At 60.5% G+C, this 25,400-nt stretch carries 19 protein-coding genes and 2 pseudogenes; 5 read left to right on the top strand and 16 right to left on the bottom strand.

Annotated features, from left to right (window positions below):
• Positions 1–291 precede the first annotated feature (291 nt).
• From LOY68_RS24800 to arcD, 6 genes are all read right to left on the bottom strand, one after another.
• Positions 292–1,800: a sigma-54-dependent transcriptional regulator gene (locus LOY68_RS24800; RefSeq protein WP_163912575.1), complete on the bottom strand. Its 1,509-nt coding sequence runs from the start codon at positions 1,798–1,800 to the stop codon at positions 292–294.
• Positions 1,801–2,001: 201 nt separating this feature from the next.
• Positions 2,002–2,364 (bottom strand): DUF5064 family protein, encoded by a 363-nt coding sequence (locus LOY68_RS24795; RefSeq protein WP_054613732.1) that lies wholly within the window; start codon positions 2,362–2,364, stop codon positions 2,002–2,004.
• 12 nt (positions 2,365–2,376) lie between these two features.
• Positions 2,377–3,306 (bottom strand): carbamate kinase, encoded by a 930-nt coding sequence (gene arcC / locus LOY68_RS24790; protein WP_054044966.1) that lies wholly within the window; start codon positions 3,304–3,306, stop codon positions 2,377–2,379.
• 161 nt (positions 3,307–3,467) lie between these two features.
• Entirely contained in the window at positions 3,468–4,478 is a 1,011-nt protein-coding gene (locus LOY68_RS24785; RefSeq protein WP_265040516.1) for an ornithine carbamoyltransferase, read from the bottom strand.
• A gap of 69 nt (positions 4,479–4,547) precedes the next feature.
• A complete protein-coding gene (arcA, locus tag LOY68_RS24780) occupies positions 4,548–5,804 on the bottom strand; it encodes an arginine deiminase (RefSeq protein ID WP_054613735.1) in 1,257 nt (418 codons plus the stop codon).
• Between the two features lie 25 nt (positions 5,805–5,829).
• Positions 5,830–7,257 carry an arginine-ornithine antiporter gene (gene arcD, locus LOY68_RS24775; RefSeq protein ID WP_265040515.1) on the bottom strand — a complete coding sequence of 476 codons (1,428 nt, stop codon included), beginning with the start codon at positions 7,255–7,257 and terminating at the stop codon, positions 5,830–5,832.
• Between the two features lie 406 nt (positions 7,258–7,663).
• On the opposite strand from arcD, the gene LOY68_RS24770 reads away from it, so the two are divergent.
• Positions 7,664–8,527 carry a DNA-3-methyladenine glycosylase family protein gene (locus LOY68_RS24770; protein ID WP_265040514.1) on the top strand — a complete coding sequence of 288 codons (864 nt, stop codon included), beginning with the start codon at positions 7,664–7,666 and terminating at the stop codon, positions 8,525–8,527.
• 130 nt (positions 8,528–8,657) lie between these two features.
• Here LOY68_RS24770 and LOY68_RS24765 read toward each other — a convergent pair whose 3' ends face one another.
• The 10 genes and pseudogenes from LOY68_RS24765 to gap form a co-directional block, all read right to left on the bottom strand.
• Positions 8,658–9,989 carry a CoA transferase gene (locus LOY68_RS24765; protein WP_265040513.1) on the bottom strand — a complete coding sequence of 444 codons (1,332 nt, stop codon included), beginning with the start codon at positions 9,987–9,989 and terminating at the stop codon, positions 8,658–8,660.
• Positions 9,990–10,145: 156 nt separating this feature from the next.
• A pseudogene (locus LOY68_RS32405) lies at positions 10,146–10,670 on the bottom strand (methyl-accepting chemotaxis protein); the annotation flags it as partial.
• Positions 10,671–11,051: 381 nt separating this feature from the next.
• Positions 11,052–12,011: pseudogene (locus LOY68_RS32400) on the bottom strand (chemotaxis protein); the annotation flags it as partial.
• Between the two features lie 505 nt (positions 12,012–12,516).
• Positions 12,517–12,918, bottom strand: coding sequence for a YbaN family protein (locus tag LOY68_RS24755; RefSeq protein ID WP_054044951.1), 402 nt, complete (start codon positions 12,916–12,918; stop codon positions 12,517–12,519).
• A gap of 123 nt (positions 12,919–13,041) precedes the next feature.
• Positions 13,042–13,644, bottom strand: a complete 603-nt coding sequence (locus LOY68_RS24750) for a biliverdin-producing heme oxygenase (RefSeq protein ID WP_265040511.1) — start codon at positions 13,642–13,644, stop codon at positions 13,042–13,044.
• A 116-nt stretch (positions 13,645–13,760) separates the two neighbouring features.
• Positions 13,761–16,325: a TonB-dependent receptor gene (locus tag LOY68_RS24745; RefSeq protein ID WP_265040510.1), complete on the bottom strand. Its 2,565-nt coding sequence runs from the start codon at positions 16,323–16,325 to the stop codon at positions 13,761–13,763.
• Positions 16,326–16,447: 122 nt separating this feature from the next.
• A complete protein-coding gene (locus tag LOY68_RS24740; RefSeq protein WP_054613742.1) occupies positions 16,448–17,398 on the bottom strand; it encodes a FecR family protein in 951 nt (316 codons plus the stop codon).
• A gap of 124 nt (positions 17,399–17,522) precedes the next feature.
• Positions 17,523–18,041: an RNA polymerase sigma factor gene (locus LOY68_RS24735; protein WP_054044943.1), complete on the bottom strand. Its 519-nt coding sequence runs from the start codon at positions 18,039–18,041 to the stop codon at positions 17,523–17,525.
• 89 nt (positions 18,042–18,130) lie between these two features.
• A complete protein-coding gene (locus LOY68_RS24730) occupies positions 18,131–18,595 on the bottom strand; it encodes a methylglyoxal synthase (protein ID WP_163912590.1) in 465 nt (154 codons plus the stop codon).
• Between the two features lie 361 nt (positions 18,596–18,956).
• Entirely contained in the window at positions 18,957–19,958 is a 1,002-nt protein-coding gene (gap, locus tag LOY68_RS24725; RefSeq protein ID WP_265040509.1) for a type I glyceraldehyde-3-phosphate dehydrogenase, read from the bottom strand.
• A 220-nt stretch (positions 19,959–20,178) separates the two neighbouring features.
• Here gap and edd point away from each other — a divergent pair, with 220 nt between their 5' ends.
• From edd to LOY68_RS24705, 4 genes are all read left to right on the top strand, one after another.
• Positions 20,179–22,005, top strand: a complete 1,827-nt coding sequence (gene edd, locus LOY68_RS24720; RefSeq protein WP_265040508.1) for a phosphogluconate dehydratase — start codon at positions 20,179–20,181, stop codon at positions 22,003–22,005.
• A complete protein-coding gene (locus tag LOY68_RS24715; protein ID WP_265040507.1) occupies positions 22,002–22,952 on the top strand; it encodes a glucokinase in 951 nt (316 codons plus the stop codon). Before edd ends, LOY68_RS24715 begins: the two co-directional genes overlap by 4 nt.
• Positions 22,953–23,130: 178 nt before the next feature.
• Complete coding sequence (locus LOY68_RS24710) at positions 23,131–23,862, top strand: response regulator (protein ID WP_008155851.1); 732 nt, start codon at positions 23,131–23,133, stop codon at positions 23,860–23,862.
• Complete coding sequence (locus LOY68_RS24705) at positions 23,852–25,321, top strand: ATP-binding protein (protein WP_265040506.1); 1,470 nt, start codon at positions 23,852–23,854, stop codon at positions 25,319–25,321. Before LOY68_RS24710 ends, LOY68_RS24705 begins: the two co-directional genes overlap by 11 nt.
• Positions 25,322–25,400: the final 79 nt, after the last annotated feature.

The raw sequence follows: 25,400 nt of genomic DNA, 5'->3' as shown, positions 1-25,400 counted from the left end.
GGCGTGAGCGAATTGAATAGCTGTAGCGAAATCGCTACAGCCTGGTGCGAAGAAAAAAGCGTAATGGGATCAAAGCCTTGCACAGCGGTGATCAGGAGAGGGTGTAGCGATATCGTTCCGCTGTAGCGCTTTCAGTACAGATGAAGGTCGCTTTTAAACAGGTTTTCAGGCTGTATACAGAACCTGTGGGAGCGGGCTTGCTCGCGAAGACGGTGGGTCAGTCAAATCGATGCCAACTGACCCACCGCCTTCGCGAGCAAGCCCGCTCCCACATTTTTGACCGAGTCAGGCTCAGGGTTTGTTTGGGATGCCGTATTTGCGCAATCGATGCGCAATGGCGGTGTGCGAAGTCTGCAATCGACTGGCCAGTTGCCGGGTCGAGGGGTAGCTGACGTAGAGTTTTTCCAGCAAGGTCTTCTCGAACTCTTCCATCGCCTGTTCGAGGCTATCCACTTCGCTGTCACTCTGGCGCGCCACCGAGGTGCCGGCGATGTCGAGATCACCAATATCCACCAGGCTGCTTTCGCAAATCGCCGCCGCGCGGAAGATTACGTTTTGCAGTTGCCGCACATTACCCGGCCAACGGTTGCCCAGCAGTGCCGGGTAAGTGCCCGGCGCCAGGCGACAGACCGGGCGCTGGATCTGCGCGCAGGCCTGCTGCATGAAGTAGCGGGCCAGCAGCAAAATATCCTGGCCGCGTTCACGCAGCGGCGGGACTTCGACGTTGAGCACGTTGAGGCGATAGAACAGGTCTTCGCGGAAGGTGCCTTCGCTGACCATTTTTTCCAGGTCGCGGTGGGTCGCGCTGAGGATGCGCACGTTGACCTTGACCTCACGATCACCGCCCACCCGACGGAAGCTGCCGTCGTTCAAAAAGCGCAGTAATTTCGCCTGCAAGTACGGTGACATCTCACCGATTTCATCGAGAAATACCGTGCCCTGGTTCGCCAGTTCCATCAGCCCCGGTTTGCCGCCCCGTTGCGCGCCGGTAAAAGCGCCGGGCGCATAGCCGAACAGTTCGCTTTCGGCGAGGTTCTCCGGCAATGCCGCGCAGTTCAACGCCAGGAACGGTGCACTGTGCCGCGCGCTGATGGCGTGGCAGGCGCGGGCCACCAGTTCTTTGCCAGTGCCGGTTTCGCCCTGGATCAGCAGCGGCGCATCAAGGGCGGCGACCCGTTGGGCGCGAGCCTTCAATGTACGAATTGCCGGGGATTCACCGAGCAAGGCGTCGAATCCTTCGGCGTGGTCGTGATGCAGGGCGGAAAGACGTTCGCCGATGCGGTTCGGCTGATACAGGGTCAGCAGAGCGCCGGCATCGGTGATCGGCGTGGCGTCCAGCAGCAAGGTCTGGCCGTTGACGGTGATTTCCCGCAGCGGCAGGCGGAAGCCGTTTTCCAGCAAAGTATCGAGCAGTGCCGGATCGGCAAACAGCTCGGCGATGCTTTCCCCGGCGGGTTCGCGACCGTACAGGGCAATCAGGGCGGGGTTGGCCAGCAGCACTTTGCCGGCGCTGTCGAGGGCCAGGACCGGGTCGGTCATGGCCGCGAGTAACGCATCCAACTGCAAGTGCCGGCGCTGGCCGGGCAAGATGTCGACCACCGTCATCGCCTGCACGCCGCGCACGCTAAGCAAGGCGTCGCGCAGTTCTTCGAGCACTTCCGGGCTCAGGGTCGGGGCGTCGATGTAGACGTTCGGCGGAACCATTTCCACCGCATCCAGATTGAGATTGCGCCCACCGAGCAAGGCCAGGACTTCCTGGGTAATGCCGACGCGGTCGATGAAGCTGACGTGGATACGCATGGGGCGGTTTTTGGTTCTGGAGTGCGGAGGGTGGCAAGTATGCCTTGCAGCGGAGTAATGGTGAAATCCTGCACAGGACTTCGGGTCTGAAACGATCTCCTGTGGGAGCGGGCTTGCTCGCGAAGGCGGTGTGTCCGTCACTGATAATGTCGACTGATAAACCGCTTTCGCGAGCAAGCCCGCTCCCACAGGGATGGTGGGTTATTCCAGATGTTCAGGCTTCACCGGATCACCCGATTTCATGTCCAACTGCACCCGCACATCTTCAAACATCGCATCGTAATGCTTGTGCACCGAGCCAATGCTGCTGTGGGTCTTGGGCACGCCGTATTTCTCGGCAATGTGCGTCACGTTGCTGGCGAAGTTGTAGGCCTGGTCCTTGGGCAGGAAGAACTGCTCGTTCATGTCCTTGCCCTGGATGCTGCCATGCAACGTGAACTGCATGCCTTTGCCTCCTTCGGGATCCTGGGTGACTTCATAGTCCAGGCACAGGTTGTAGCTGACATCGTCGTCGTTCAGCGCGTGGCGCTCGAAGTGCAAGTGACCCGGTTCAAACGTCGCCATTGGCGTCTCTCCTTATAAATAAGTAATGCCAGGTGTCGCCGTGCTGATGCGCGTGCCGGCCTTGCCCTGGACGATGGCTTCGATGTCCGAGAGTGAACCGATGACCGCGACTTTGCCAGTCTTGCGGGCGAACTCACACGCAGCCTGGACCTTCGGCCCCATGGAACCGGCAGCGAAGCCGAGTTTTTCCATGGCGTCGGGGTGGGCCTGGGCGATGGCTTTCTGGGTTGGTTTGCCGAAGTCGATGAATGCGGCGTTGACGTCAGTGGCGATCACCAGCAGATCGCTTTCCAGTTGTTCGGCCAGCAGCGCCGAGCACAGGTCTTTGTCGATTACCGCTTCCACGCCTTCGAGTTTGCCGCTGGCGCCATACATCGTCGGGATCCCGCCACCGCCAGCGCAGATCACGATACTGCCCTTGTCCAGCAGCCACTTGATCGGGCGAATTTCGAAGATGCGTTTCGGCCGTGGGCTGGCGACCACGCGACGGTATTTGTCGCCGTCCGGGGCAATCGCCCAGCCTTTTTCGGCGGCGAGTTTTTCTGCTTCAGCTTTCGAATACACCGGGCCGATGGGTTTGCTCGGGTGCTGGAATGCCGGGTCATTCGCATCGACTTCGACTTGCGTCAGCAGCGTGGCGAACGGCACTTCGAAGTCCAGCAGGTTGCCCAATTCCTGTTCGATGATGTAGCCGATCATGCCTTCGGTTTCGGCACCGAGCACGTCCAGCGGGTAGGGCGACACCGAGGTGTAGGCCGCCGCTTGCAGCGACAGCAGGCCGACTTGCGGGCCATTGCCGTGGGCGATGACCAGTTGGTTGCCGGGGTAGATCCGGGCGATCTGTTCGGTGGCGACGCGGATGTTGGCGCGTTGATTGTCCGCGGTCATGGGTTCACCACGACGGAGCAGGGCGTTACCGCCCAGGGCGACGACGATACGCATAGTGCAGTCCTTCTACAGAGAGCTGGCAAACGACTCGGTCTACTGTGGGAGCGGGCTTGCTCGCGAAAGCGGTGTATCAGTCGCCATCAATGTTGCCTGACACACCGCATTCGCGAGCAAGCCCGCTCCCACATTGACTGTGTTTTGTCAGTGGGAGTCTTTTAGATATCCGCCAACGCCGACACCAGGATCGCCTTGATGGTGTGCATGCGGTTTTCCGCTTGCTCGAAGGCGATGTTGGCGGGCGATTCGAAGACTTCTTCGGTCACTTCAACGCCATTCGCCAGGTGCGGATAGCGCGCGGCGATGTCTTTGCCGACCTTGGTTTCGCTGTTATGGAACGCCGGCAGGCAGTGCATGAACTTTACGCGCGGGTTGCCCGAGGCTTTCATCATCGCGGTGTTGACCTGGTACGGCAGCAATTGCTCGATGCGTTCGTCCCACGCCTCAACCGGTTCACCCATCGACACCCAGATGTCGGTGTGGATGAAGTCCACGCCCTTGACCGCTTGTTTCGGGTCTTCGGTGATGGTGATGCGCGCGCCACTTTCTTCAGCGAAGGCTTGGCACTGGTCGATAAAATCCTGATGCGGCCACAGGGCTTTCGGCGCGCCGATGCGCACGTCCATGCCGAGTTTGGCGCCGATCATCAGCAGCGAGTTGCCCATGTTGTAGCGCGCGTCACCGAGGTAGGCGTAGCTGATTTCATGCAGCGGTTTGTCGCTGTGCTCACGCATGGTCAGCACGTCGGCAATCATTTGGGTCGGGTGGAATTCAGCGGTCAGGCCGTTGAACACCGGCACGCCGGCAAACTTGGCCAGCTCTTCGACGATTTCCTGTTCGAAGCCACGGTACTCGATGGCGTCGAACATCCGGCCCAAGACGCGGGCGGTGTCCTTCATGCTTTCCTTGTGACCGATCTGCGACGACACCGGGTCGATGTAGGTGACGTGGGCGCCCTGGTCGTGCGCCGCGACTTCGAACGCGCAACGGGTGCGGGTCGAGGTTTTTTCGAAGATCAGCGCGATGTTTTTGCCTTGCAGGTGCGCACGCTCGGTACCGGTGTACTTGGCGCGCTTGAGGTCACGGGACAGGTCGATCAGGTAGTTGAGCTCGCGGGTGGTGTGGTGCATCAAGCTCAGCAGGCTGCGGTTACGCATGTTAAAAGCCATTTTGGATCTCCTTGGGTTTCGGTTATCCGCCGGCTCCGCGCTTTATAAGCGCGGAGCACGGCTCATGAATTAATAGTCGATAGGGTCGCGAATGATCGGGCAGGTCATGCAGTGGCCGCCGCCGCGACCGCGACCGAGTTCGCCGGCACTGATGGTGATGACTTCCACGCCAGCCTTGCGCAGCAACGTGTTGGTGTAGGTGTTGCGGTCGTAGCCGATCACCACGCCCGGTTCCAGGGCCACCACGTTGTTGCCGTCGTCCCACTGCTCGCGCTCGGCGGCGAAGCTGTTGCCGCCGGTTTCCACCACGCGCAATGCTTTGAGATTGAGGGCGGCGGCCACGGTGTCGAGGAAGTTGGTTTCTTCGCGGCGGATATCGATGCCGCCCGGTTTGCTCTCGTCAGGGCGCAGGGTGAAGGCAACGATCTGGCTGACCACTTCCGGGAAAATCGTCACCAGGTCGCGGTCGCAGAAGCTGAACACGGTGTCCAGGTGCATCGCCGCGCGGGACTTCGGCAGGCCGGCGACAATCACTCGTTCAACCGCTTTGTGCTTGAACAGGTTCAGCGCCAATTGGCCGATGGCCTGGCGGGACGAGCGTTCGCCCATGCCGATCAACACCACACCGTTGCCGATCGGCATCACGTCGCCGCCTTCGAGCGTCGCGTTACCGTGTTCCTGATCCGGGTCGCCGTACCAGACCTGGAAGTCGGCGTTGGTGAACTCCGGATGGAATTTGTAGATGGCGCTGGCCAGCAAGGTTTCCTGGCGACGCGCTGGCCAATGCATCGGGTTCAGGGTCACGCCACCGTAGATCCAGCAAGTAGTGTCGCGAGTGAACTGGGTGTTGGGCAGCGGCGGCAGAATGAAACTGGAGTGGCCGAGGAAATCGCGGAACATCTCGATGGTCTTGCCGCCGAAACTGTTCGGCAGGTCATCGGCCGATACGCCGCCAATCAGGTACTCGGCGATTTTGCGCGGCTCCAGGCTGCGCAGCCATGAACCGACTTCGTTGACCAGACCCAGGCCCACGGTGTTGGCGGTGATCTTGCGGTCCAGAATCCAGTCCAGGGCTTCGGGAATCGCGACGATGTCAGTCAGCAGGTTATGCATTTCCAGCACATCGACGTTGCGTTCGCGCATCTTGGTGACGAAATCGAAATGGTCACGCTTGGCCTGGGCGACCCACAGCACGTCATCGAACAGCAGTTCGTCGCAGTTGTTCGGGGTCAGCCGCTGATGGGCCAGGCCTGGGGAGCAAACCATCACTTTGCGCAGTTTGCCGGCTTCGGAATGTACGCCGTACTTCACTTTTTCCGTGGTCATTCAGTGATCCTCCAGATTGAAACGGTTACAGAGTCAGGAAACCGGCATACAGCCCGTAAGCTGCCGCCAGGGCGCCGACGACGACGGCGGCGAAAATCAGTTTCTCGACATTGGTGAAAACCGGTTTGCCCACTTCGATCTTGGCCTTGGCGAACAGGATCGCGCCGGGGGCGTAGAGCAGGGCGGACAGCAGCAGGTATTTGATGCCGCCGGCATACAGCAGCCAGACCGCATAAATCACCGCGATGCCGCCGATGATCAGGTCTTTCTTGCGTTCGGCCAGGGCGTTTTCATAGGTTTCGCCACGCACCGCCAGCAGCAGCGCGTAGGCTGCCGACCACAGGTACGGCACCAGAATCATCGAGGTGGCGAGGTAGATCAGCGACAGGTACGTGCTGGCGGAAAACAGCGTGATGATCAGGAACACCTGCACCATCGCGTTGGTCAGCCACAAGGCATTGACCGGCACGTGGTTGGCGTTTTCCTTGCGCAGGAACGCCGGCATGGTGTGGTCCTTGGCGGCGGCGAACATGATCTCCGCACACAGCAGCACCCACGACAGCAACGCACCGAGCAACGAGATGATCAGGCCGATGCTGATCAGCACCGCGCCCCAGTGACCGACCACATGTTCCAACACCGCCGCCATCGACGGGTTCTGCAACTTTGCGAGTTCCGGTTGGGTCATGATCCCGAGGGACAACACATTCACCAGCACCAGGAACAGCAGCACGGTGATGAAACCGATCACCGTGGCTTTACCCACATCGCTGCGTTTTTCTGCCCGGGCCGAGAAGATGCTCGCGCCTTCGATGCCGATAAACACCCAGACGGTGACCAGCATCATGTTGCGCACCTGGCTCATCACGCTACCCAGCGTGGTGTTGTTTTTGCCCCAGATGTCGGCGGTGAAGATGTCCAGTTTGAAGGCGAATACGGCGATCAACACAAACAGCAGCAATGGCACGACCTTGGCGACGGTAGTCACCAGGTTGATGAACGCCGCTTCCTTGATCCCGCGCAGCACCAGGAAGTGCACGGCCCAGAGCAGCACCGAGGCGCCGATCACTGCGGCAACAGTGTTGCCTTCGCCGAAAATCGGAAAGAAGTAACCGAGGGTGCTGAACAGCAGCACGAAGTAACCGACGTTACCCAGCCAGGCACTGATCCAGTAACCCCAGGCCGATGAGAAACCCATGTAGTCGCCGAAACCGGCCTTGGCGTAGGCATAAACTCCGCCGTCCAGATCCGGTTTGCGGTTGGCCAGGGTCTGAAAGACAAAGGCGAGGGTCAGCATGCCGACCGCCGTGATCGCCCAACCGATCAACACGGCGCCGACGTCCGCACTGGCGGCCATGTTCTGCGGCAAAGAGAAGATCCCGCCACCAATCATTGAGCCAACGACCAATGCAACGAGCGCACCGAGTTTCAGTTTTGCGGGGGATTCAGACATTGCATGACTCCAGTGCAGGAGAAGAGAGGCAACAGATTAAATCTGTTAACTGTTCAATCAGCTGACATAGATCAGTGCATGGGCACATTCCATTGTTAATGAAAGACTTATGAACTTTTACCGTTCATAACTGTATTGCTGGAAAAGCCCGGTCCAGAGGCCTCCGGCAGATAAGGCGGGATAATGCGTAGCGCATGGAGCTTTTTAAACTAGTTCGTTTCTGCGTTTTCGCAAACATTGATGTCTGTTTTCAGTACAGAATTGATTTATCAGGACTGAAATAAAAAAAGGTTATACGCGGATTGCCATAGATTGATCGGCTATAAATAAAAGGCGCTAGTCGGTGTTAATTATTAAACGTTATTACGCTTTATCTATTTAGTTAACGGTTAGAGGGGCTGTCGCGATGAGGTTGCTGCTGGCGTATCGGCCGCCTTATGACTGGGCGGCAATGCTGGTTTTTTTGTCGGCGCGAGCGATTGCCGGGATGGAGACGGTGGTCGATGGCGTGTATTCGCGCAGCATCGGTTTACACGGTGTGCACGGTACGTTGTCGATCAAACCCACGGGGATTGATGCGCTGGAGCTGACGCTGGATTTTCCGGACCCGGCCGCCGTGCCCGAGATCGTGGCGCGGGTGCGGCGGATGTTTGATCTGGATGCCGACTTGCCGGCGATCCAGCAGCATTTGGCGGCAGATCCACTGATGGCGCAGTTGATCACCGAGCGTCCCGGATTGCGCGTGCCGGGGGCGTGGGATGGGCTGGAACTGGCGATTCGCGCGGTGTTGGGGCAGCAGATTACGGTGAGTGCGGCGATTAAGCTGGCGGGGAAATTGGTGGAGCAGTATGGCGAGCCGTTGCGTTCGGCGCTGCCGGGGCTGACACATGTGTTTCCTGGCGCGACGGTGTTGGCGGTGGCGGATCTGGCGGCATTGGGCATGCCGAAAAGCCGTGGGCGGACGTTGTCGGGCGTGGCGCAGGCGCTGCTGGAGGATCCGTTGTTGTTTGAACCGGGTCGGGACGGTGGCGTGGCGCGGTTGTTGGCGTTGCACGGGATTGGTGACTGGACGGCGCAGTACATTGCGTTGCGGCAGTTGCGGGAAAGGGATGCGTTTCCTTCGGGGGATGTGGGATTGATTAATGCGTTGGCGGCGCTTGAGGGGGAGCCGGTGACGGCGCGGGATTTGTTGTTGCGGGCTGAGGTGTGGCGGCCGTTTCGGGGATATGCGGCGCAGCTTTTGTGGACATCGTTGAGTCGGGCTGATTGAGCTGATCTGGGACTTGTATCGGATGTTCTGGCCTCATCGCGAGCAAGCTCGCTCCCACAGTTGACCGAGTTCACTTGGAGGAACGCGGTCCCCTGTGGGAGCGAGCTTGCTCGCGATGACTATCTAACAGTCACCACCACTGCGCGCGATGGGAACCCAGTTCCGAGGCCGGCAGTGTCCATTGCAACGGCGTCCCGGTGATCTTCAGCGGAACATGCAACCGATGCGCCGGCCCCCAAGGTGTCTGTTCAACCAGCAGCCCTTGATCGCTGTCATCTTCCGCCCGCAACGCCTCATCTATCCCGGTGCCATGCTCGATCAACAACTTCGCCGTCCGCGCTAACGACAACCGTGCCGATCCTCCACTGCCTAACAACGTGATCGCCGCTGCCGCCATCAAATACCCGGTCGCGTGATCCAGCGCCTGCACCGGCAACGGTGTTGGCTTGTCGGCCTTCTTCCATTGCTGGCCGGCCTCGGCGATCCCGCTGCTCATCTGCACCAGGCTGTCGAAACCCCGACGGTTCTGCCACGGGCCGCTCCAGCCGTAGGCGTTGAGGCAGACATCAATCAAACCGGGTGCCAATGCCTGGCGTTCAGTCACGCCGTAACCCAAGCGTTCCAGCGCATCGGCGCGGTAGCCGTGGAGCAGAATGTCGGCGTCCTTGAGCAGGCTTTCGAACACCGCGCGATCAGCCTTGTCGTGCAAATCCAGGCGCGCACAGCGTTTGCCGAGGGTGACTTCCGGCACGACACCGGGCTCGTTCCAGGTCGGCGGGTCGATGCGCAAGACGTCGGCGCCGAGGCCGGCGAGGAAGCGGCTGGCGGTAGGGCCGGCGAGTACACGGGTCAAGTCCAGTACCTTGATCCCGGCCAGCGGTCGCGCGACGGAGCCTTGCCACGCTTTGGTGGTTTGACTGGCATTGGCGGCGAATTGAATCAACGGCTCGGCGTTCACCGCGATGCCTTGAGGATGAGCCTGCCACTGCGCCCAGGTGCGCATTTCGGCGGCACAACCACCGGCCTCGACCACGGCCAGTTCCAGATCGGTCTTGGCCCATTTCGCCACCTGACTCGCCATCGCGGCGCGGTCGGCACAGGCGCCGAGCACGCTTTCAGCGGCAGCGCGGTGATGCGGGGCGTTGGTGTGCAGGCGGATCCAGCCGTCCTTCGTCGCATAGTCACCGGCGACCGGGTCCCACAGCGGCGGCACGCTCCAGCCCACCGGGCGAATCGAGGTGGCGAACCAGAACGAGGCCAAACGGCGATCCACTTCAAGGCTGGGCAAGCGACCGGTTTGCCGCTGCAGCAATTCGCTCACGGCCTGACCGGCAGCGCCGATGCTCGCGCAGGCGAGGTCGGTGACGGCGAACGCCGAGGGCAGGGCGCCGCCCGACGTGAAGGGGATTGGGGTGTGCGGCAAGCCGAGTGCGGCTTGAATGGACGTGAGTAAATCAGTCATCGAAGGCCCTCCGGAACGAGGGTTCGATCATAGATCAAAATAGACGAGCAACAGGATGAAACCTGTGGGAGCGAGCTTGCTCGCGATAGCGGTGCATCAGTCGACATCCATGGTGAATGTCAGTCCGTCATCGCGAGCAAGCTCGCTCCCACAGGGTTAAACGCGGAACTGATCCATCAATTTCATCTGGTGCGTGGCCAGTGCATTCAGCTGGCTGCTGATCTGCGCTGATTCGGTCGCCTGCCCAGTCAGGGTTTCGGTGACGGTGCGGATCGCCGAGACATTGCGGTTGACCTCTTCGGCCACGGCGCTTTGCTGTTCGGCGGCGCTGGCGATTTGCAGGTTCATGTCGCTGATCACCGTGACCGCGTCGCTGATCTTGCCCAGGGCCTGGACCGCTTGCTGGATTTGCCCGGCGTTGCTGTGAGCCTGGGTCTGGCTCGAATGCATGGTGGCGACCACGCCGCGAGTGCCGGTCTGGATGCGTTCGATCACGACGCGGATTTCTTCCACCGAGTCCTGGGTGCGTTTGGCCAGGTTGCGCACTTCATCGGCCACCACCGCAAAGCCGCGACCGCTTTCCCCGGCACGCGCCGCTTCAATCGCCGCGTTGAGTGCCAGCAGGTTGGTCTGTTCGGCAATGCTGCGGATCACTTCCAGCACCGAACCGATCTGCTCGCTGTTGACCGCCAGGGCTTCGACTTCGGTCACGGCTTTGCTGACTTCGTCGGCCAGCAAGTTAATGTCCCGGGTGCTGCGCTCGATGATCTGCATGCCGTCGCGGGCTGACTGGTCAGCACCTTTGGCTGCGTTGGCGGCGTTCGATGCGCTGTTGGCGACGTCATGCGCGGTGGCGCTCATTTCGTTGGACGCGGTGGCGACCTGGTCGATTTCGCGGAACTGTACCTGCATGCCTTCGCTGGTCTGGCGGGCGATTTCCGAAGACTGGTCGGCGGTGCCACGGGCATCGGTGATGCTTTGCTTGATCTGCGCGATAGTCGGTTGCAGCTTGTCGAGGAAACGGTTGAACCAGCTCACCAGTTCGCCGAGTTCGTCTTTCTTGCTGTAGTGCAAGCGCTGGGTCAGGTCGCCGTCGCCGCTGGCAATCGCCTTGAGCATTTCGGCGACGCTGTTGATCGGCCGGGTCACGCCGGAAGCGGTGAGCCAGATAAGTAACAGGCCAACCAGACCGGCCGCGATCGCCACCATCAGTGCCTTGATCGTGCCACTTTGTTGCGCGTCATCGACGACCGCTTGCAGCTTCACCGAGTCGGCCAGTAGCACTTGTTTCGGCAGGTCGATCACCACGCCCCAGGCTTTGGAATCGGGGATCGGGCTGACCGGGAACACCGCGCGGATCAGGTCGCCCTGTTCGATAATCTTCGGCGAGCCATTGCCGAGCAATTGCAGGACTTCCTTGCCGTCTGCGCCGAGGGTCTCGCCGATGTTTTTACCGACCTTGCCGGCGTCGGCGCTGTAACCGGCGAGCACGCCGCTGCCGGAGACGATCAGCATATGCCCGGCGTTGTTGAACAAATCACGCTGGGAGTCCACCGTCGCCGCTTGCAACGCGTCGAGGGCAATGTCCACGCCGACCACGCCGATGGCCTTGCCGTCCACCAGCAGCGGAACGGAAATGGTGGTCATCAGCACTTCCTTGCCGCCCACGGTATCGGAATACGGGTCGAGCAAGCAGGAGCGTTTGTTGTCGCGAGGGCAGGTGTACCAACTGTTGTAAGGCGTACCGCTGAGGCTCAAGGTGGTTTTGGTCATGTCGTCTTCGACCATGATCGTGTTCAGCCCGACCCCGCCCGCGCGGCTCCAGTAACTGGCGAAACGTCCGGATTCGTTGGATTGGCGGGCCGCATCATTGGCGAACTCGCTGTCCTTGCCGTCGAGGCCGTTGGGTTCGAACGCCAGCCAGATTCCCAGCACTTTGCTGTTGCGCTCGAAAGCGGTTTTCAGGCTCTGGTTCAACTCTTCACGCAAGGCGCCGGCCTCAAGCGAGCGCTTGGCCGCCATGTTGCGCATGTCCTTGATCTGATCGGCCAGGGCCGTCACCACCAGCAGGCTTTCACCGAAGGTCTTCTGCACCCGCACGGCTTGCTCGGCGGCTTTGGCTTGCAGCAGGTTTTGCACACTGGCGGTGAGCATTTTGCTGCTGGAGGCGTTGACCAGTTCGTCGTTCTGGTTGGTCTGGTAGATGTTCATGCCAACGATCAGCGCGATGACGCCGAGCAGGCACAGACCGGACAACAGCACGATTTTCAGGCGGATGGACAGGGAGTCGAACATAGGGCGAACTCGCAAATGGATGAGGTGTTGGCCAAGAGACGGGAGTGCTCCCGCTCGCCAAGTCCATTCAGCGCCATTTAATGCACATCGGCGCGGGCAGAGCTTGCATGAGGGGCAAGCGGACGAACGGTATCAGGTGATCGTTTGCGCAGGAGAATCCCCTGAAACGCGCTGGAATTCAGGAGATTTGCGATGTTGAAGTTGCTTGGTAGCCCAGCGGGATTTGGGTGGGTCAGGAAGGTTGCGGTGCGGATTCAGGTCGCGACCAGATCCACAGATTGCCCAGGCTCATGCCGGCAATCGCCAGGTAAATCGGCCAGCCGTGATCGAGCATCACCAGCATCAAACCGGCGCACAGCAACATGCTGACGGTGGCGCTGACCTTGGCCCGGCGCGCGATGATTTTGCCGTTGCGCCAGTTGCACAGGATCGGCCCGAACAACCGATGGTTTTCCAGCCAGGCACTCAGGCGCGGCGAACTCTTGGTCGCGGCCCAGGCAGCGAGAAGGATGAACTCGGTGGTCGGCAGGCCCGGCACGACAATCGCAATCAAGCCGATGCCCAGGCTGACATAGGCCAGCAGGCCGAAGAGGATTCGGGCGAGTTTGGAGGAGGCGAGGTGTTTGCGGGTCATATGGTCGACAGTTATACCCTGTGGGAGCGGGCTTGCTCGCGAATGCGTCGGATCAGTCGACAACAATGTTGCCTGACACACCGCTTTCGCGAGCAAGCCCGCTCCCACAGGGATTGTGTGGTGTCAGGCGAGCTCTGGGGCGTAGGCCTGTTCCAGCAGCACGGTGAAGCGGTTGAACGCATCGACCGCAGCTTGCTCGATTTCGGCCTCTTCCTGAGCGCTGAACTCCAGCGAATCGAGGGTTCTGACGAAACTCTTCCAGCCTTCAGCGCGACCACCGGCCGGTTCACCGAGGTGACGGGCACCCAAGGTTTCGCTCAAGCCCAGGCCCACGGCACGTTTGATTAAAAACGCAGCACCCAACTTCGAGCCTTCGGAAACAAACAAAAAGCCCAAGGCTGCGGCTTTGGTTGGGTTCTGCACGGCGCCAGCCACCGGTGCCGGAACCTCGGTGTCCAGATCCGCCAGGTCAGCCTTGGCCGCGTCGGCCCGGCAGCGCGCCGGCAGGTCCGGGACGATAGCGGTCAGTTCGGCGTCGTTGTACAGCGCTACCAACTCCGACTGGAACAAATACTGCGCGACCACGAAACGGGCGAAGTTGGCCTGGGTTTCAAACGGCGCGTGGGCTTTGACCAGCGCATCCAGCTTGGTGTGTGGCTCGTTGGTGATCTGGTTCAAACGTTGCGAACGCAGGGCGGCGCGTTGAGCAGTGTCCGTGGAGGTCATGGGAAATCCTTGTGAAAAAAGAGGCGCTTGGTAACGAGACGAACAAGAAGACGCCCGAGCGTAAAAAAAACTCACTGCAACGCATTAACAAATGTGTCGCAGTGAGTCATTCAGGATCAGATGTCCCAGACCAGATTGACCGCGAAGTTGCGACCCGGCTGGGTCAGGCGATCAAGGTTGGCCGGTTGGGTCACCGAGGCTTCGCCGACGCTGTCGTAACCGCGTACGTCATCCCACTGCCAGTATTTCTTGTCGGTCAGGTTGTACAGGCCGGCGTTGATGGTCACGTCGTCGGTGACCTTGTAGAAACCGGCCAGGTCGAGCACGCCATAACCCGGGGTCTTGAACTGGGTGCTGGTGCCGTCCGGGGTCTTGAAGCTGGTGCTGTCGACGCGGTCCTTGCGCTTGACCAAAGTCCAGCTCAACAGCGCGCCGTAGTTATCCTGGTCGTAACCGAGGCCGAACACGCCGGTCAGCGGGTTGATGCTGTTCAGCGGCTGGCCAGTGTCATCGTTACGGCCATACAGGTACGACATCGAGCTTTGGGTGTAGAGGCCGGTTGGTGCGCCGAAGGTGTCGAGGTTCAGGCGACCTTTCAGCTCCACGCCCTTGATGGTGGCGTGCTTGATGTTGTTACTCTGGAACGTGGTCTCGGTGTAACCCGGCGTGATCGCATTCTCGTCGATGAAGTCGCGATACTTGTTGTAGAACACCGCCACATCGAAGGTGCCCGCCTCGAACTGGCCGCGCAGGCCGGTTTCATAGCTCTTGCTCTTTTCCGGTTCCAGGTCAGGGTTCGGCGCTACCTGATAACCGCCGGCGAGGTTTTCGAAGCGACCGTACAAGGCCTTGGCGGTCGGCGTGCGGAAGCCTTCGGCGTACTGGCCGTACCAGGTGTAGTTATCGTTGAAGCTGTAAGTGGTGCCGAACTTCGGCGACAGACGATGCCAGGTCTTGGTCTTGTCGCTGACCACGCCGTTGCCGCTCTGGTCGGCGGTGGCCAGGAACTCATCGGTGATGTGCGGCTTGAGCTGGGTGTAGTCGTAGCGCGCACCCGGCAGGAAGGTCCAGTTGCCCCAACTGATCTGATCTTGAGCGAACAGGCTGTAGCTGTTGATGGTCGGGTCCGGGAAGTCGCTGGCCGGTGTCAGGGTATCGGCGGCGCTTGGCGCACCAATGACGCGGCAGGCGCCGGCCACGGTCAGGCAGGTGCCGGTGCCGGTACGCAGGCCGGTGACTTTGTCCTGCTTGATGGTGGTGCCGTAGGTGACGGTGTGATCGGTGTCAGCAACCGCGAAGGACTTGTCGGCCTGGGCATCGAACACCCATTGGCGATCCTTGTAGTTGGTGTTGCGTTCGCGCAGCACGGTACGCGACGGCGCGTATATTTCTTCGGTGCTCTGATCGGTCTTGGCGATCTGATAGTTCAGTGACCACTTGATATGGTCGGCCAACGCCGTGTCCAGGCCGAAGCTGTGCTCCAGACCAAAACGTTCGCGGCTCACGGTGTCGTTGCCGGTGCGCGACTTGTAGAAACCGAAACCGCGTCCGGCGTTGAACGGGCCACCGACGGCGCTCAGTTGATTGGTGTCGCGGTCGTCTTTGTATTTCTCGTAGGTCAGGCCCAGGCGTGCGTCGTCGGCGTAGTTCCAGCCGAGTTTGGCCAGCACGTTGGTGGTGCGCACGTCTTCAGGGTTGGCCTCGGTGCGGTTGAGGCCGGTGCCACCGGTCTCGCCGTAGGATTCGGTTTCGTGGCCATTGCGTTGGCTCAAGTGCAGCAAGCCGTCGAAATCGCCGGTGCGGCCAGCGACGGTGCCGGACGTCAACCAGCTATCGTCGGCCGAGCTGTAGCCAGTTTTCAGGCGCGCGCCGACGTCTTTGCCGGGCTTGATGATGTCGTCCGGGTCGAGGGTGTAGTAGCTGACGGCGCCGCCGATTGCATTGCTGCCGTACAGAACCGAGGCCGGGCCGCGAAGGATTTCGACGCGTTTGACGATTTCCGGGTCGACGTAATTACGGTTGGTCTGGGCATAAGGGCCGTTGAAGAAACTGTCCGGCACTTGCACGCCGTCGACTTGAGTCAGCACGCGGTCGCCGTCGATACCACGGATGTTGTAACCGGTCAGCCCGGCGCGCTGGCCGGCACCGCCTACCGAGACACCTGGCTCGTAGCGCACCAGATCCTTGATGTTGTTGACGTTGTTACGGTCCAGCTCTTCGCGGGTCTGCACGGTGACGGTGGCCGGCACGCTGTCGATGCTCTGTTCCTGGCGAGTGGCGCTGATCGTCACTTGTTGCAGATTGAGCGCGCCGCTGCTGCTGCGTTTTTCCAGCACGATGTTGTTATTGCCCAGTTTGCGATAGCCGAGGTTGGTCCCCACCAACAGGCGATCCAGGGCTTTTTCAGGTGGCAGCGAACCACGCACACCCGGCGAGGCGACGCCTTCTGCCAGTTCGGCGGGCAAGCCTACCTGCCAGCCGGTCACGGCGGTAAAGGCATTGAGGGCCGAGACCAGCGACTGCTGCGGGATGGCGAACGAATAATCGCCCATGTTGCGGCTTGGCTGCTCGGCGGCAGTGGCGGCCATCAGCGGCGTGGCACCGGCCATCAGGATGGCGGCGGTCAGCAGCGACAACACGCGGGAAGGTGAAGAGGACTGGCGGGTATGGCGAGAGGACATCGATAGCGCTCCGTGTCGCACGAATCTTTATAGGTGCAGATTGGCATGGTTAGATGCGAATCAATTGCATTGGCTATAACGAGACGAACGAGCTTCAGCTATCGAGTAAAAATAATTCTCATTTAGTTCAAGATCACCAGCGCGGGGAATTCTTGAAGCCGTGCAGAGGTGATGTGGGCGAGGGAGCGGACCACGTCCAGCGGCTGGTCGAGGCGGTAATTGCCGGTGACGGCGACGTCGGCCAACTGCTCGTTGTTGTTGATGATCCAGCCCGGATAGTAGCGACGCAGCTCCGCCAGCACTTGGCTCAGCGGGCAATTCTCGAACACCAGTCGGCCCTGGACCCAGGCCAGGTCGGTGGCGGCATCGAGCTTGGCCGGGCGGTCGAAACCGTTGGGGCCGATGCGGATGCTTTCGCCGGCCGAGAGCCGCACTCGCGCATCGTCACGGGTCGCACGCAAATCCACGTCGCCACGCTGTACCCGAACCTGCGCCACGCCGTCGAGGTAACGCACGGCAAACGCGGTGTCGTGCACGCTGGCCTTGACCGGCCCGGCGTCGATTTCCAGCGCCTGGCCACGGTTGGCCGGCACCTCGAAAAACGCCTCGCCCTGATACAACCGGGCCACGCGCTGTTGATCGTTGATGGTGCTGGAAAATGCCGAGTTGGTATTGAGCAGGACTTTCGAGCCGTCTTCCAGTTGCAGACGCTGGCGCTCACCGACCACGGTCAGGTGATCGGCCTGCAGGCGCATCGGCAGATTACTGAAACTGAACAAACCGAGGATCAACACCGCCGCCGTGGCCAAGGGTTTCCAGTGCGGACGCAGGCGCGACAGCACGCTGACTTTCGCCGGTTGAGCGGCGAGGCTTTGCGCACACTGCGTGACCAGCGGACCGTCCCAGATCGCCTGGGCCTTGGCGAAGGCTTCAGCGTGCAGGGGATCGGCAGCGAGCCAGTCGTGAAACTGTCGGGTCTGTTCTTCGCTCGGACTGCCAAGCACGATCAGCCAGTCCAAAGCCTGGTCCATCGCGCTGGCGGGGTCTCCAGCGGAGCGGTGGGTGTCCGTCACGGTGTTTCCTCGGCTGTGTCTGTGCACGGCTGTTTTTTGAGTGAAGCTTGAAAGTGGGGCAAGGGTAGCAAAGCCCGACGGCCTGCGCAGTCGATCACGGCAGGTAGCGAATAAACCTGCAGACTCAGTCGCCGTTCAAGCGTTCCGCGACGCCGATGCAGATCGCCATGATCAATTTCAATTCCTTTTGTACCGTGCTCAACGACACGCCGAGCTTCTCGGAAATCTCCAGATAACTGTGCCCGTGCAGGCGACTGAGGATAAAGATCTGCTGCTGGCGCTGGCTGAGTTCACTGAGGCTCACGTTCAAACGCTCCAGCAATTGTTCGGCATGGGCGGCGTCCTCGGCGCTGCTGGCGGGGGCGGCGATGCTTTCGACCACCTCCAGCGGGACGTCATCGAGCATGGTGCGCGACTGGATTCGCCGCGCACGCAAATGGTCCAGCGCCAGGTTGCGAGCGGTCTGGAACACGAAGGGTTCGAGGTGATCGATGGCTCGTTCACTGAGCGCCCGGGTCACGCGCAGGTAGGTTTCCTGCAGCAGATCTTCGGCGGTGCTGTGATTGTTGACCATCCGCTCCAACGTGCGCAGCAAGGAAACCCGCTGGGCGATGAAGACGTGATTGAAGCGCGATTGACTCACGGGAGGACCTGATCCATTTCGAGCGAATGATAATGCTTATCATCCACTCGAATGGTCAAGTGCTGATTTGTGAAGCTGATTGCGAAGCGCTAGGCGCGACCCAGCAGATAAGTCGCGTAATCCGGAATCCGGTGCTCGTGGGCCTGATCCATCATCGGGCTGCTGAGCAAGTAATCGGCGCTGCATTCATTGCAGGCCACCGGAATGTTCCAGACCGCCGCGACCCGCAGCAACGCCTTGATATCCGGGTCGTGGGGCTGCGGTTCGAACGGGTCCCAGAAGAACACCAGCATGTCGACCCGCTGCTCGGCGATGCGCGCCCCGAGTTGCTGGTCGCCGCCCAACGGGCCACTGATCATGCTTTCCACCGGCAGGTCGAGGCGTTGTTGCAACAACAACCCCGTGGTGCCGGTGGCGACCAGTTCATGCTGCGCCAACTTGTCTTTCTGGCGCTCGGCCCAGTCCAGCAAAAACACTTTGCAATGGTCATGCGCGACCAGGGCGATACGCTTGCGCGCCGCCAAGGTCTTTTGCGTGAAGCTGATACCGATCATCGATGACTGCTCTCGGGGAGGGCTTGCACATATCGCGTAGGAGCTGCCGAAGGCTGCGATCTTTTGATCTTGATCTTTCCGGGATCGCTGAAAAACAAGATCAAAAGATCGCAGCCTTCGGCAGCTCCTACAGGTTCGCGTCAACAGGTAATGGAGCGTCGTGTTCCATTACAGGTTCGTGTCAACAGGCAATGGAGCGTCGTGTTCCATTACAGGTTTGCGTCAACAGGTAATGGAGCGTCATGTTCCATTACAGGTTTGCGTCAACAGGTAATGGAGCGTTGTGCCCCCATTACAGGTCTGCGTCACAAATAATGAGCGTCGCGGCCCATTATGGGTTCGCGTCAAACCATGACGTCGCTTATTCGGCGTTGCAGAGCGCCAGGCAGTTATCGAGCATGCGGTTGGAGAAGCCCCATTCGTTGTCGTACCAGGCCAGGACCTTGAGCAGCTTGCCGCTGGACTTGGTGTGGTTGGCGTCGAAGATCGACGACAGCGGGTTGTGGTTGAAGTCACTGGAGACCAGCGGCAGGGTGTTGTAGCCGAGGATTTTCGAGTGCTGGGAGGCTTCTTTCAGCAGCGCATTCACTTCGTCGGCTGACGCTTCGCGCTTGAGCTGTACGGTCAGGTCCACCAGCGACACGTTAATCACCGGGACACGCACCGCCATGCCGGTCAGTTTGCCCGCCAGTTCCGGCAGTACCAAGCCGACCGCTTCAGCGGCGCCGGTCTTGCTCGGGATCATGTTCTGGGTGGCCGAACGGGCGCGGTACGGGTCGGTGTGGTAGACGTCGGTCAGGTTCTGGTCGTTGGTGTAGGCGTGGATCGTGGTCATCAGACCGCTTTCGATCCCCAGCTCGCGGTGCAGCACCTGGGCCACCGGGGCCAGGCAGTTGGTGGTGCACGAGGCGTTGGAAATAATCTGGTGCGACTGGCGCAGGATGTCGTGGTTCACACCATAAACCACAGTCGCGTCGGCGCCTTTGGCCGGGGCCGAGATGATGACTTTGCGGGCGCCGGCCGTAATATGCGCGGCGGCTTTGGCACGGTCGGTGAACAGACCGGTGCATTCGAATACCACGTCAATCTTCTCGGCAGCCCATGGCAGTTCGGCCGGGTTGCGGATGGCGCTGACCGAAATACGGTCACCATTGACGGTCAGGCTTTCGTTATCGTGCTGGACATCGGCGTCGAATGTGCCGTGAACGGTGTCGTACTTCAGCAGATGAGCGTTGATCGAGCTGTCGCCCAAGTCATTGATGGCAACGATCTGCAAATCCTGGCGGTAGCCTTGGGTATACAGTGCGCGAAGGACATTGCGGCCAATACGGCCAAAACCATTGATTGCGATTCGAAGAGTCATTTAACTGGGCCGCCGTCGATTTGTTGTTGGAATTACAAGATTATTCGCATAAAAATAGAAAACAAGCCTTTTTAATGGCAATATTTTGTTCAATCTACAACGAGTGACCTGAATCAACTGGTCCGATCGATCAAGAAAGCCGCCCGTCACCCCATCGACAACGGCACTTGATCAGCATAGACAATCAGGTCGCCACATCCGTTAGCCTGGAGTTCTACACATGCATCCCCGCGTCCTTGAGGTCACCGAACGGCTTATCGCCCGTAGCCGAGCTACTCGTGAGGCTTACCTTGCGCTGATTCGCGGCGCTGCCAGCGACGGTCCGATGCGCGGCAAGCTGCAATGCGCCAACTTCGCCCACGGCGTGGCGGGTTGCGGCACCGAAGACAAGAACAGTCTGCGGATGATGAACTCCGCGAACATCGCAATTGTTTCTTCGTATAACGACATGCTCTCGGCGCATCAGCCGTACGAAGTCTTTCCTGAACAGATCAAAAAAGCCCTGCGCGAAATCGGCTCGGTCGGCCAGTTCGCTGGCGGCACCCCGGCGATGTGCGATGGCGTGACCCAGGGCGAGCCCGGCATGGAACTGAGCCTGCCGAGCCGCGAAGTGATCGCGCTGTCCACTGCCGTGGCGCTGTCCCACAACATGTTCGATGGCGCGCTGATGCTCGGCATCTGCGACAAAATCGTGCCGGGCCTGATGATGGGCGCGCTGCGTTTCGGTCATCTGCCGATGATCTTCGTACCGGGCGGACCCATGGTCTCCGGCATTTCCAACAAGCAGAAAGCCGATGTGCGCCAGCGCTATGCCGAAGGCAAAGCCTCGCGCGAGGAGTTGCTGGAATCGGAAATGAATTCCTACCACAGCCCCGGTACCTGTACTTTTTACGGCACCGCCAACACCAACCAGCTGCTGATGGAAGTCATGGGCCTGCACTTGCCGGGCTCTTCTTTCGTCAACCCGAACACGCCGTTGCGCGATGCCCTGACCCGCGAAGCGGCGCATCAAGTCACGCGCCTGACCAAGCAAAATGGCAACTTCATGCCGATCGGTGAAATCGTCGATGAGCGTTCGCTGGTCAACTCCATCGTGGCGCTGAACGCGACTGGCGGCTCGACCAACCACACCCTGCACATGCCGGCCATCGCGATGGCTGCCGGTATTCAATTGACCTGGCAAGACATGGCCGACCTCTCCGAAGTCGTGCCGACCCTGAGCCACGTCTACCCGAACGGCAAAGCCGACATCAACCACTTCCAGGCGGCGGGCGGCATGTCGTTCCTGATCCGCGAACTGCTGGAAGCGGGCTTGCTGCATGAAAACGTCAACACCGTGCTCGGCCATGGCCTGAGCCGCTACACCCAAGAACCGTTCCTCGATAACGGCGAACTGGTCTGGCGCGAAGGCGTGACCGACAGCCTCGACGAAACCATCCTGCGCCCGGTCTCGCGCGCGTTCTCGTCAGAAGGCGGCTTGCGCGTGATGGAAGGCAACCTCGGTCGTGGCGTCATGAAGGTTTCCGCTGTCGCTCTGGAAAACCAGATCGTCGAAGCGCCGGCCATGGTGTTCCAGGATCAGCAGGACCTGGCCGATGCGTTCAAGGCCGGTTTGCTGGAGAAGGATTTTGTCGCGGTGATGCGCTTCCAGGGCCCGCGTTCCAACGGCATGCCGGAACTGCACAAGATGACGCCGTTCCTCGGCGTGTTGCAGGATCGCGGCTTCAAAGTGGCACTGGTGACTGACGGACGGATGTCCGGCGCTTCCGGGAAAATCCCGGCGGCGATTCACGTCAGCCCCGAAGCTTACGTCGGCGGCGCTCTTGCGCGAGTGCAAGAGGGCGATATCATCCGCGTCGATGGCGTCAAAGGCACCCTGGAGATTAAGGTGGACGCCGAAGAATTCGCAGCGCGCACGCCGGCCAAGGGTTTGTTGGGTAACAACATCGGCAGCGGGCGCGAACTGTTTGGTTTCATGCGCATGGCCTTCAGCTCCGCAGAGCAGGGCGCCAGCGCCTTTACTTCTGCCCTGGAGACGCTTAATTGAAACTGGCTTTGGTCGGTGACATCGGTGGGACCAACGCACGTTTCGCGTTGTGGAAAAACCAGCAACTGGAGTCGATCCAGGTATTGCCGACGGCAGAACACACCTGCCCGGAGGAGGCCATTGGTGTCTACCTGACCGGGTTGGGGCTCAAGCCGGGCGACATTGGTTCGGTGTGCCTGTCGGTCGCCGGCCCGGTGAGCGGCGATGAATTCAAGTTCACCAACAATCACTGGCGCCTGAGCCGCAAGGCGTTCTGCCAGACCTTGCAGGTGGACCGACTGCTGCTGGTCAACGACTTCTCGGCCATGGCCCTGGGCATGACCCGTTTGCAGCCGGGCGAATTCCGCGTGGTCTGCGAAGGCACGCCGGAACCGTTGCGCCCGGCGGTGGTGATCGGTCCCGGCACCGGTTTGGGTGTCGGCACATTGCTTGATCTGGGCGAGGGCCGTTATGCGGCGTTGCCGGGGGAGGGCGGTCACGTCGATTTGCCGTTGAGCAGCCCACGGGAAACCCAGTTGTGGCAACACATCTTCAACGAGATCGGGCATGTCAGCGCCGAGACTGCGTTGAGCGGTAGTGGCTTGCCGCGAGTCTATCGGGCGATTTGTGCGGTGGACGGGCATGAACCGGTGCTCGAGACCCCGGAAGCGATTACTGCGGCTGGTCTGGCGGGGGATCCGATTGCCTTGGAAGTGCTGGAGCAGTTCTGCTGCTGGCTCGGCCGCGTGGCCGGAAATAACGTGCTGACCACGGGTGGGCGCGGCGGGGTGTTTATCGTGGGCGGGGTGATTCCACGGTTTGCCGATTTCTTCGTTGAAAGCGGTTTCGCCCGGTGCTTCGCCGACAAGGGTTGCATGAGCGATTATTTCAAAGGCATCCCGGTGTGGCTGGTGACGGCGCCGTATTCCGGGCTGGTTGGCGCAGGCGTGGCGCTCGACCAGGCCTGAAACGCAATCCAACCTGTGGGAGCGGGCTTGCTCGCGAAGGCGTCGTGTCAGTGATATCAATGGCGCCTGACACACCGCTTTCGCGAGCAAGCCCGCTCCCACATGGGTTTTGCGGTGTTTGTTGGTTCCACGCTTAAGGCATAATCCGCCCAATTCAAACAACAAGGATGCCGCCCCTGTGAGCTCAGTCAACAAGTCGATTTTGTTGGTCGATGACGATCAAGAGATACGCGAGTTGCTGGACACCTACCTGACCCGCGCAGGTTTTCAGGTGCGCACGACGCCGGACGGCGCAGGCTTTCGCCAGGCGATGAACGAAGCGCCGAGCGATCTGGTGATCCTCGATGTGATGCTGCCGGACGAAGACGGCTTCAGCCTTTGCCGCTGGATTCGCCAACACCCGCGTCAGGCCCAGGTGCCGATCATCATGCTCACCGCCAGCTCCGACGAGGCCGACCGCGTGATTGGCCTGGAACTGGGCGCCGACGATTACCTCGGCAAACCTTTCAGCCCTCGCGAATTGCAGGCCCGCATCAAGGCATTGTTGCGCCGTGCCCAGTTCGGTCAGGAACGCTCCGGCAGTGAAGTGCTGGCCTTCGATGACTGGCGCCTGGACATGGTCAGCCATCGGCTGTTCCACATCGACGGCGAAGAAGTGATTCTCTCCGGTGCCGATTTCGCCCTGCTGAAACTGTTCCTCGATCACCCCCAAGAAATCCTCGACCGCGACACCATCGGCAACGCCACCCGTGGCCGCGATCTGATGCCGCTGGATCGCATTGTCGACATGGCCGTCAGCCGTTTGCGCCAGCGCCTGCGCGACACCGAAAAACCTCCTCGACTGATTCGTACCGTGCGCGGCAGTGGTTATCAATTGGCCGCCAACGTGGTTGCCAGCAATGGCCACTGAGTGGTTGCGCCGGCTCGCCGCCAAGGTGCCGGTGCCGCGTTCGCTTCTCGGGCGAATGCTGTTGCTGACGCTGTTGGTGGTGATGTTCGCCCAGGCGTTATCCAGCGTGATCTGGGTCTCGCAACTGCGCGCCACGCAACTCGAAGGCCTGGTCACCAGCGCCCGCAGCCTGGCGCATTCGATGACCGCCAGCGTCAGTTATTTCCGCTCGTTGCCGGTGGCGTTCCGGCCATTGGTGCTCGATCAGTTGCGCAGCATGGGCGGCACCCGATTTGTGGTGACCCTCAATGACAAACCGTTAGGCATGGAAGTGCTGCCGATCACCCCGCGCAAAGCGGCGGTGCTCAAAGCGGTGGACGAAGTGCTGCGCGAGTCCCTGGGTCACGACACCGATATCTCGGTGACCTTCGTCAGCCCCGAAGACCTGCGGATTTTCAACAGCGGCTTGAAACTCGATGAATTGCCGCGCTCCTGGGCGCATTACGCGTTGACCCTGGAGCCGGTAAACCCGCCGGTGCTGGTCACGCAAATCCAGATGGCGCCGGGGGAATGGCTGTACATCGCGTCCTTGTTGCCCGAGCCGTACACCAGTCTTGAAGAGCAAGGCCTGCCGGCCCAGCAGGTGTGGTTTATCGTGCTCACCAGCGGTTTCCTGCTGCTGTTCATCGGCTTGCTGGTGCACTGGCAAAGCCGTCCACTCAAGCGTCTGGCCCGGGCGGCGCGGGACATGTCCCTCGGTGCTGAAGTCGAGCCGGTGCCCGAGGGCGGCGGCAGTGAAGTGGTCGAAGTGGGTCGCGCCTTCAATGCGATGCGCGAACGCATCAGCCGTTACCTGACCGAACGCAGCCAGTTGTTCAGCGCCATCTCCCACGACTTGCGCACGCCGATCACCCGTTTGCGCCTGCGCGTCGAATTGCTTGAAGACGAAAAACTGCAAGCCAAGTTCGGCCGTGATCTGGATGAACTGGAGCTGCTGGTCAAAGGCGCGCTGCAATGCGTGAAAGACACCGACATCCACGAAAACATCGAGCCGGTGGACCTCAACCATGTGCTCGATTGTCTGGTGGAGCCTTACCTGGCGCCCAATGGTAATGGTCGCGTTACCCAGCAGGGTCGGGCGTTTGCTGTGTATCCGGGCAAACCCCTGGCGCTCAAGCGCTGCATCGGCAACCTGATCGACAACGCCTTGAAGTACGGACAGAACGCCCATCTGCACATCGATGACGACCAGAGCGCGTTCATCCTGCACGTGGACGATGAAGGCCCGGGCGTGCCGGAGCAGCGGATGGAGCAAGTGTTCGAACCGCACTTCCGCCTGGCCGGGCAGCAGCAGGGTTATGGGTTGGGGTTGGGCATCGCGCGCAACATTGCCCATAGCCATGGCGGTGAAGTGAGTCTGCAGAATTTGCGTGAGGGTGGGTTGCGGGTGACGTTGCAGCTTCCTCGGTCGCTCGATTGAAAAGATCAAAAGATCGCAGCCTTCGGCAGCTCCTACACTGATCTCTGTAGGAGCTGCCGAAGGCTGCGATCTTTTGATC

The organism is Pseudomonas sp. B21-053 (assembly GCF_026016365.1).
In the GTDB taxonomy this organism is placed as follows: Bacteria; Pseudomonadota; Gammaproteobacteria; order Pseudomonadales; family Pseudomonadaceae; genus Aquipseudomonas; species Aquipseudomonas nunensis.
Note: the sequence above shows the minus strand (reverse complement) of the source record. Positions and strands in the feature narration are given on the sequence as shown.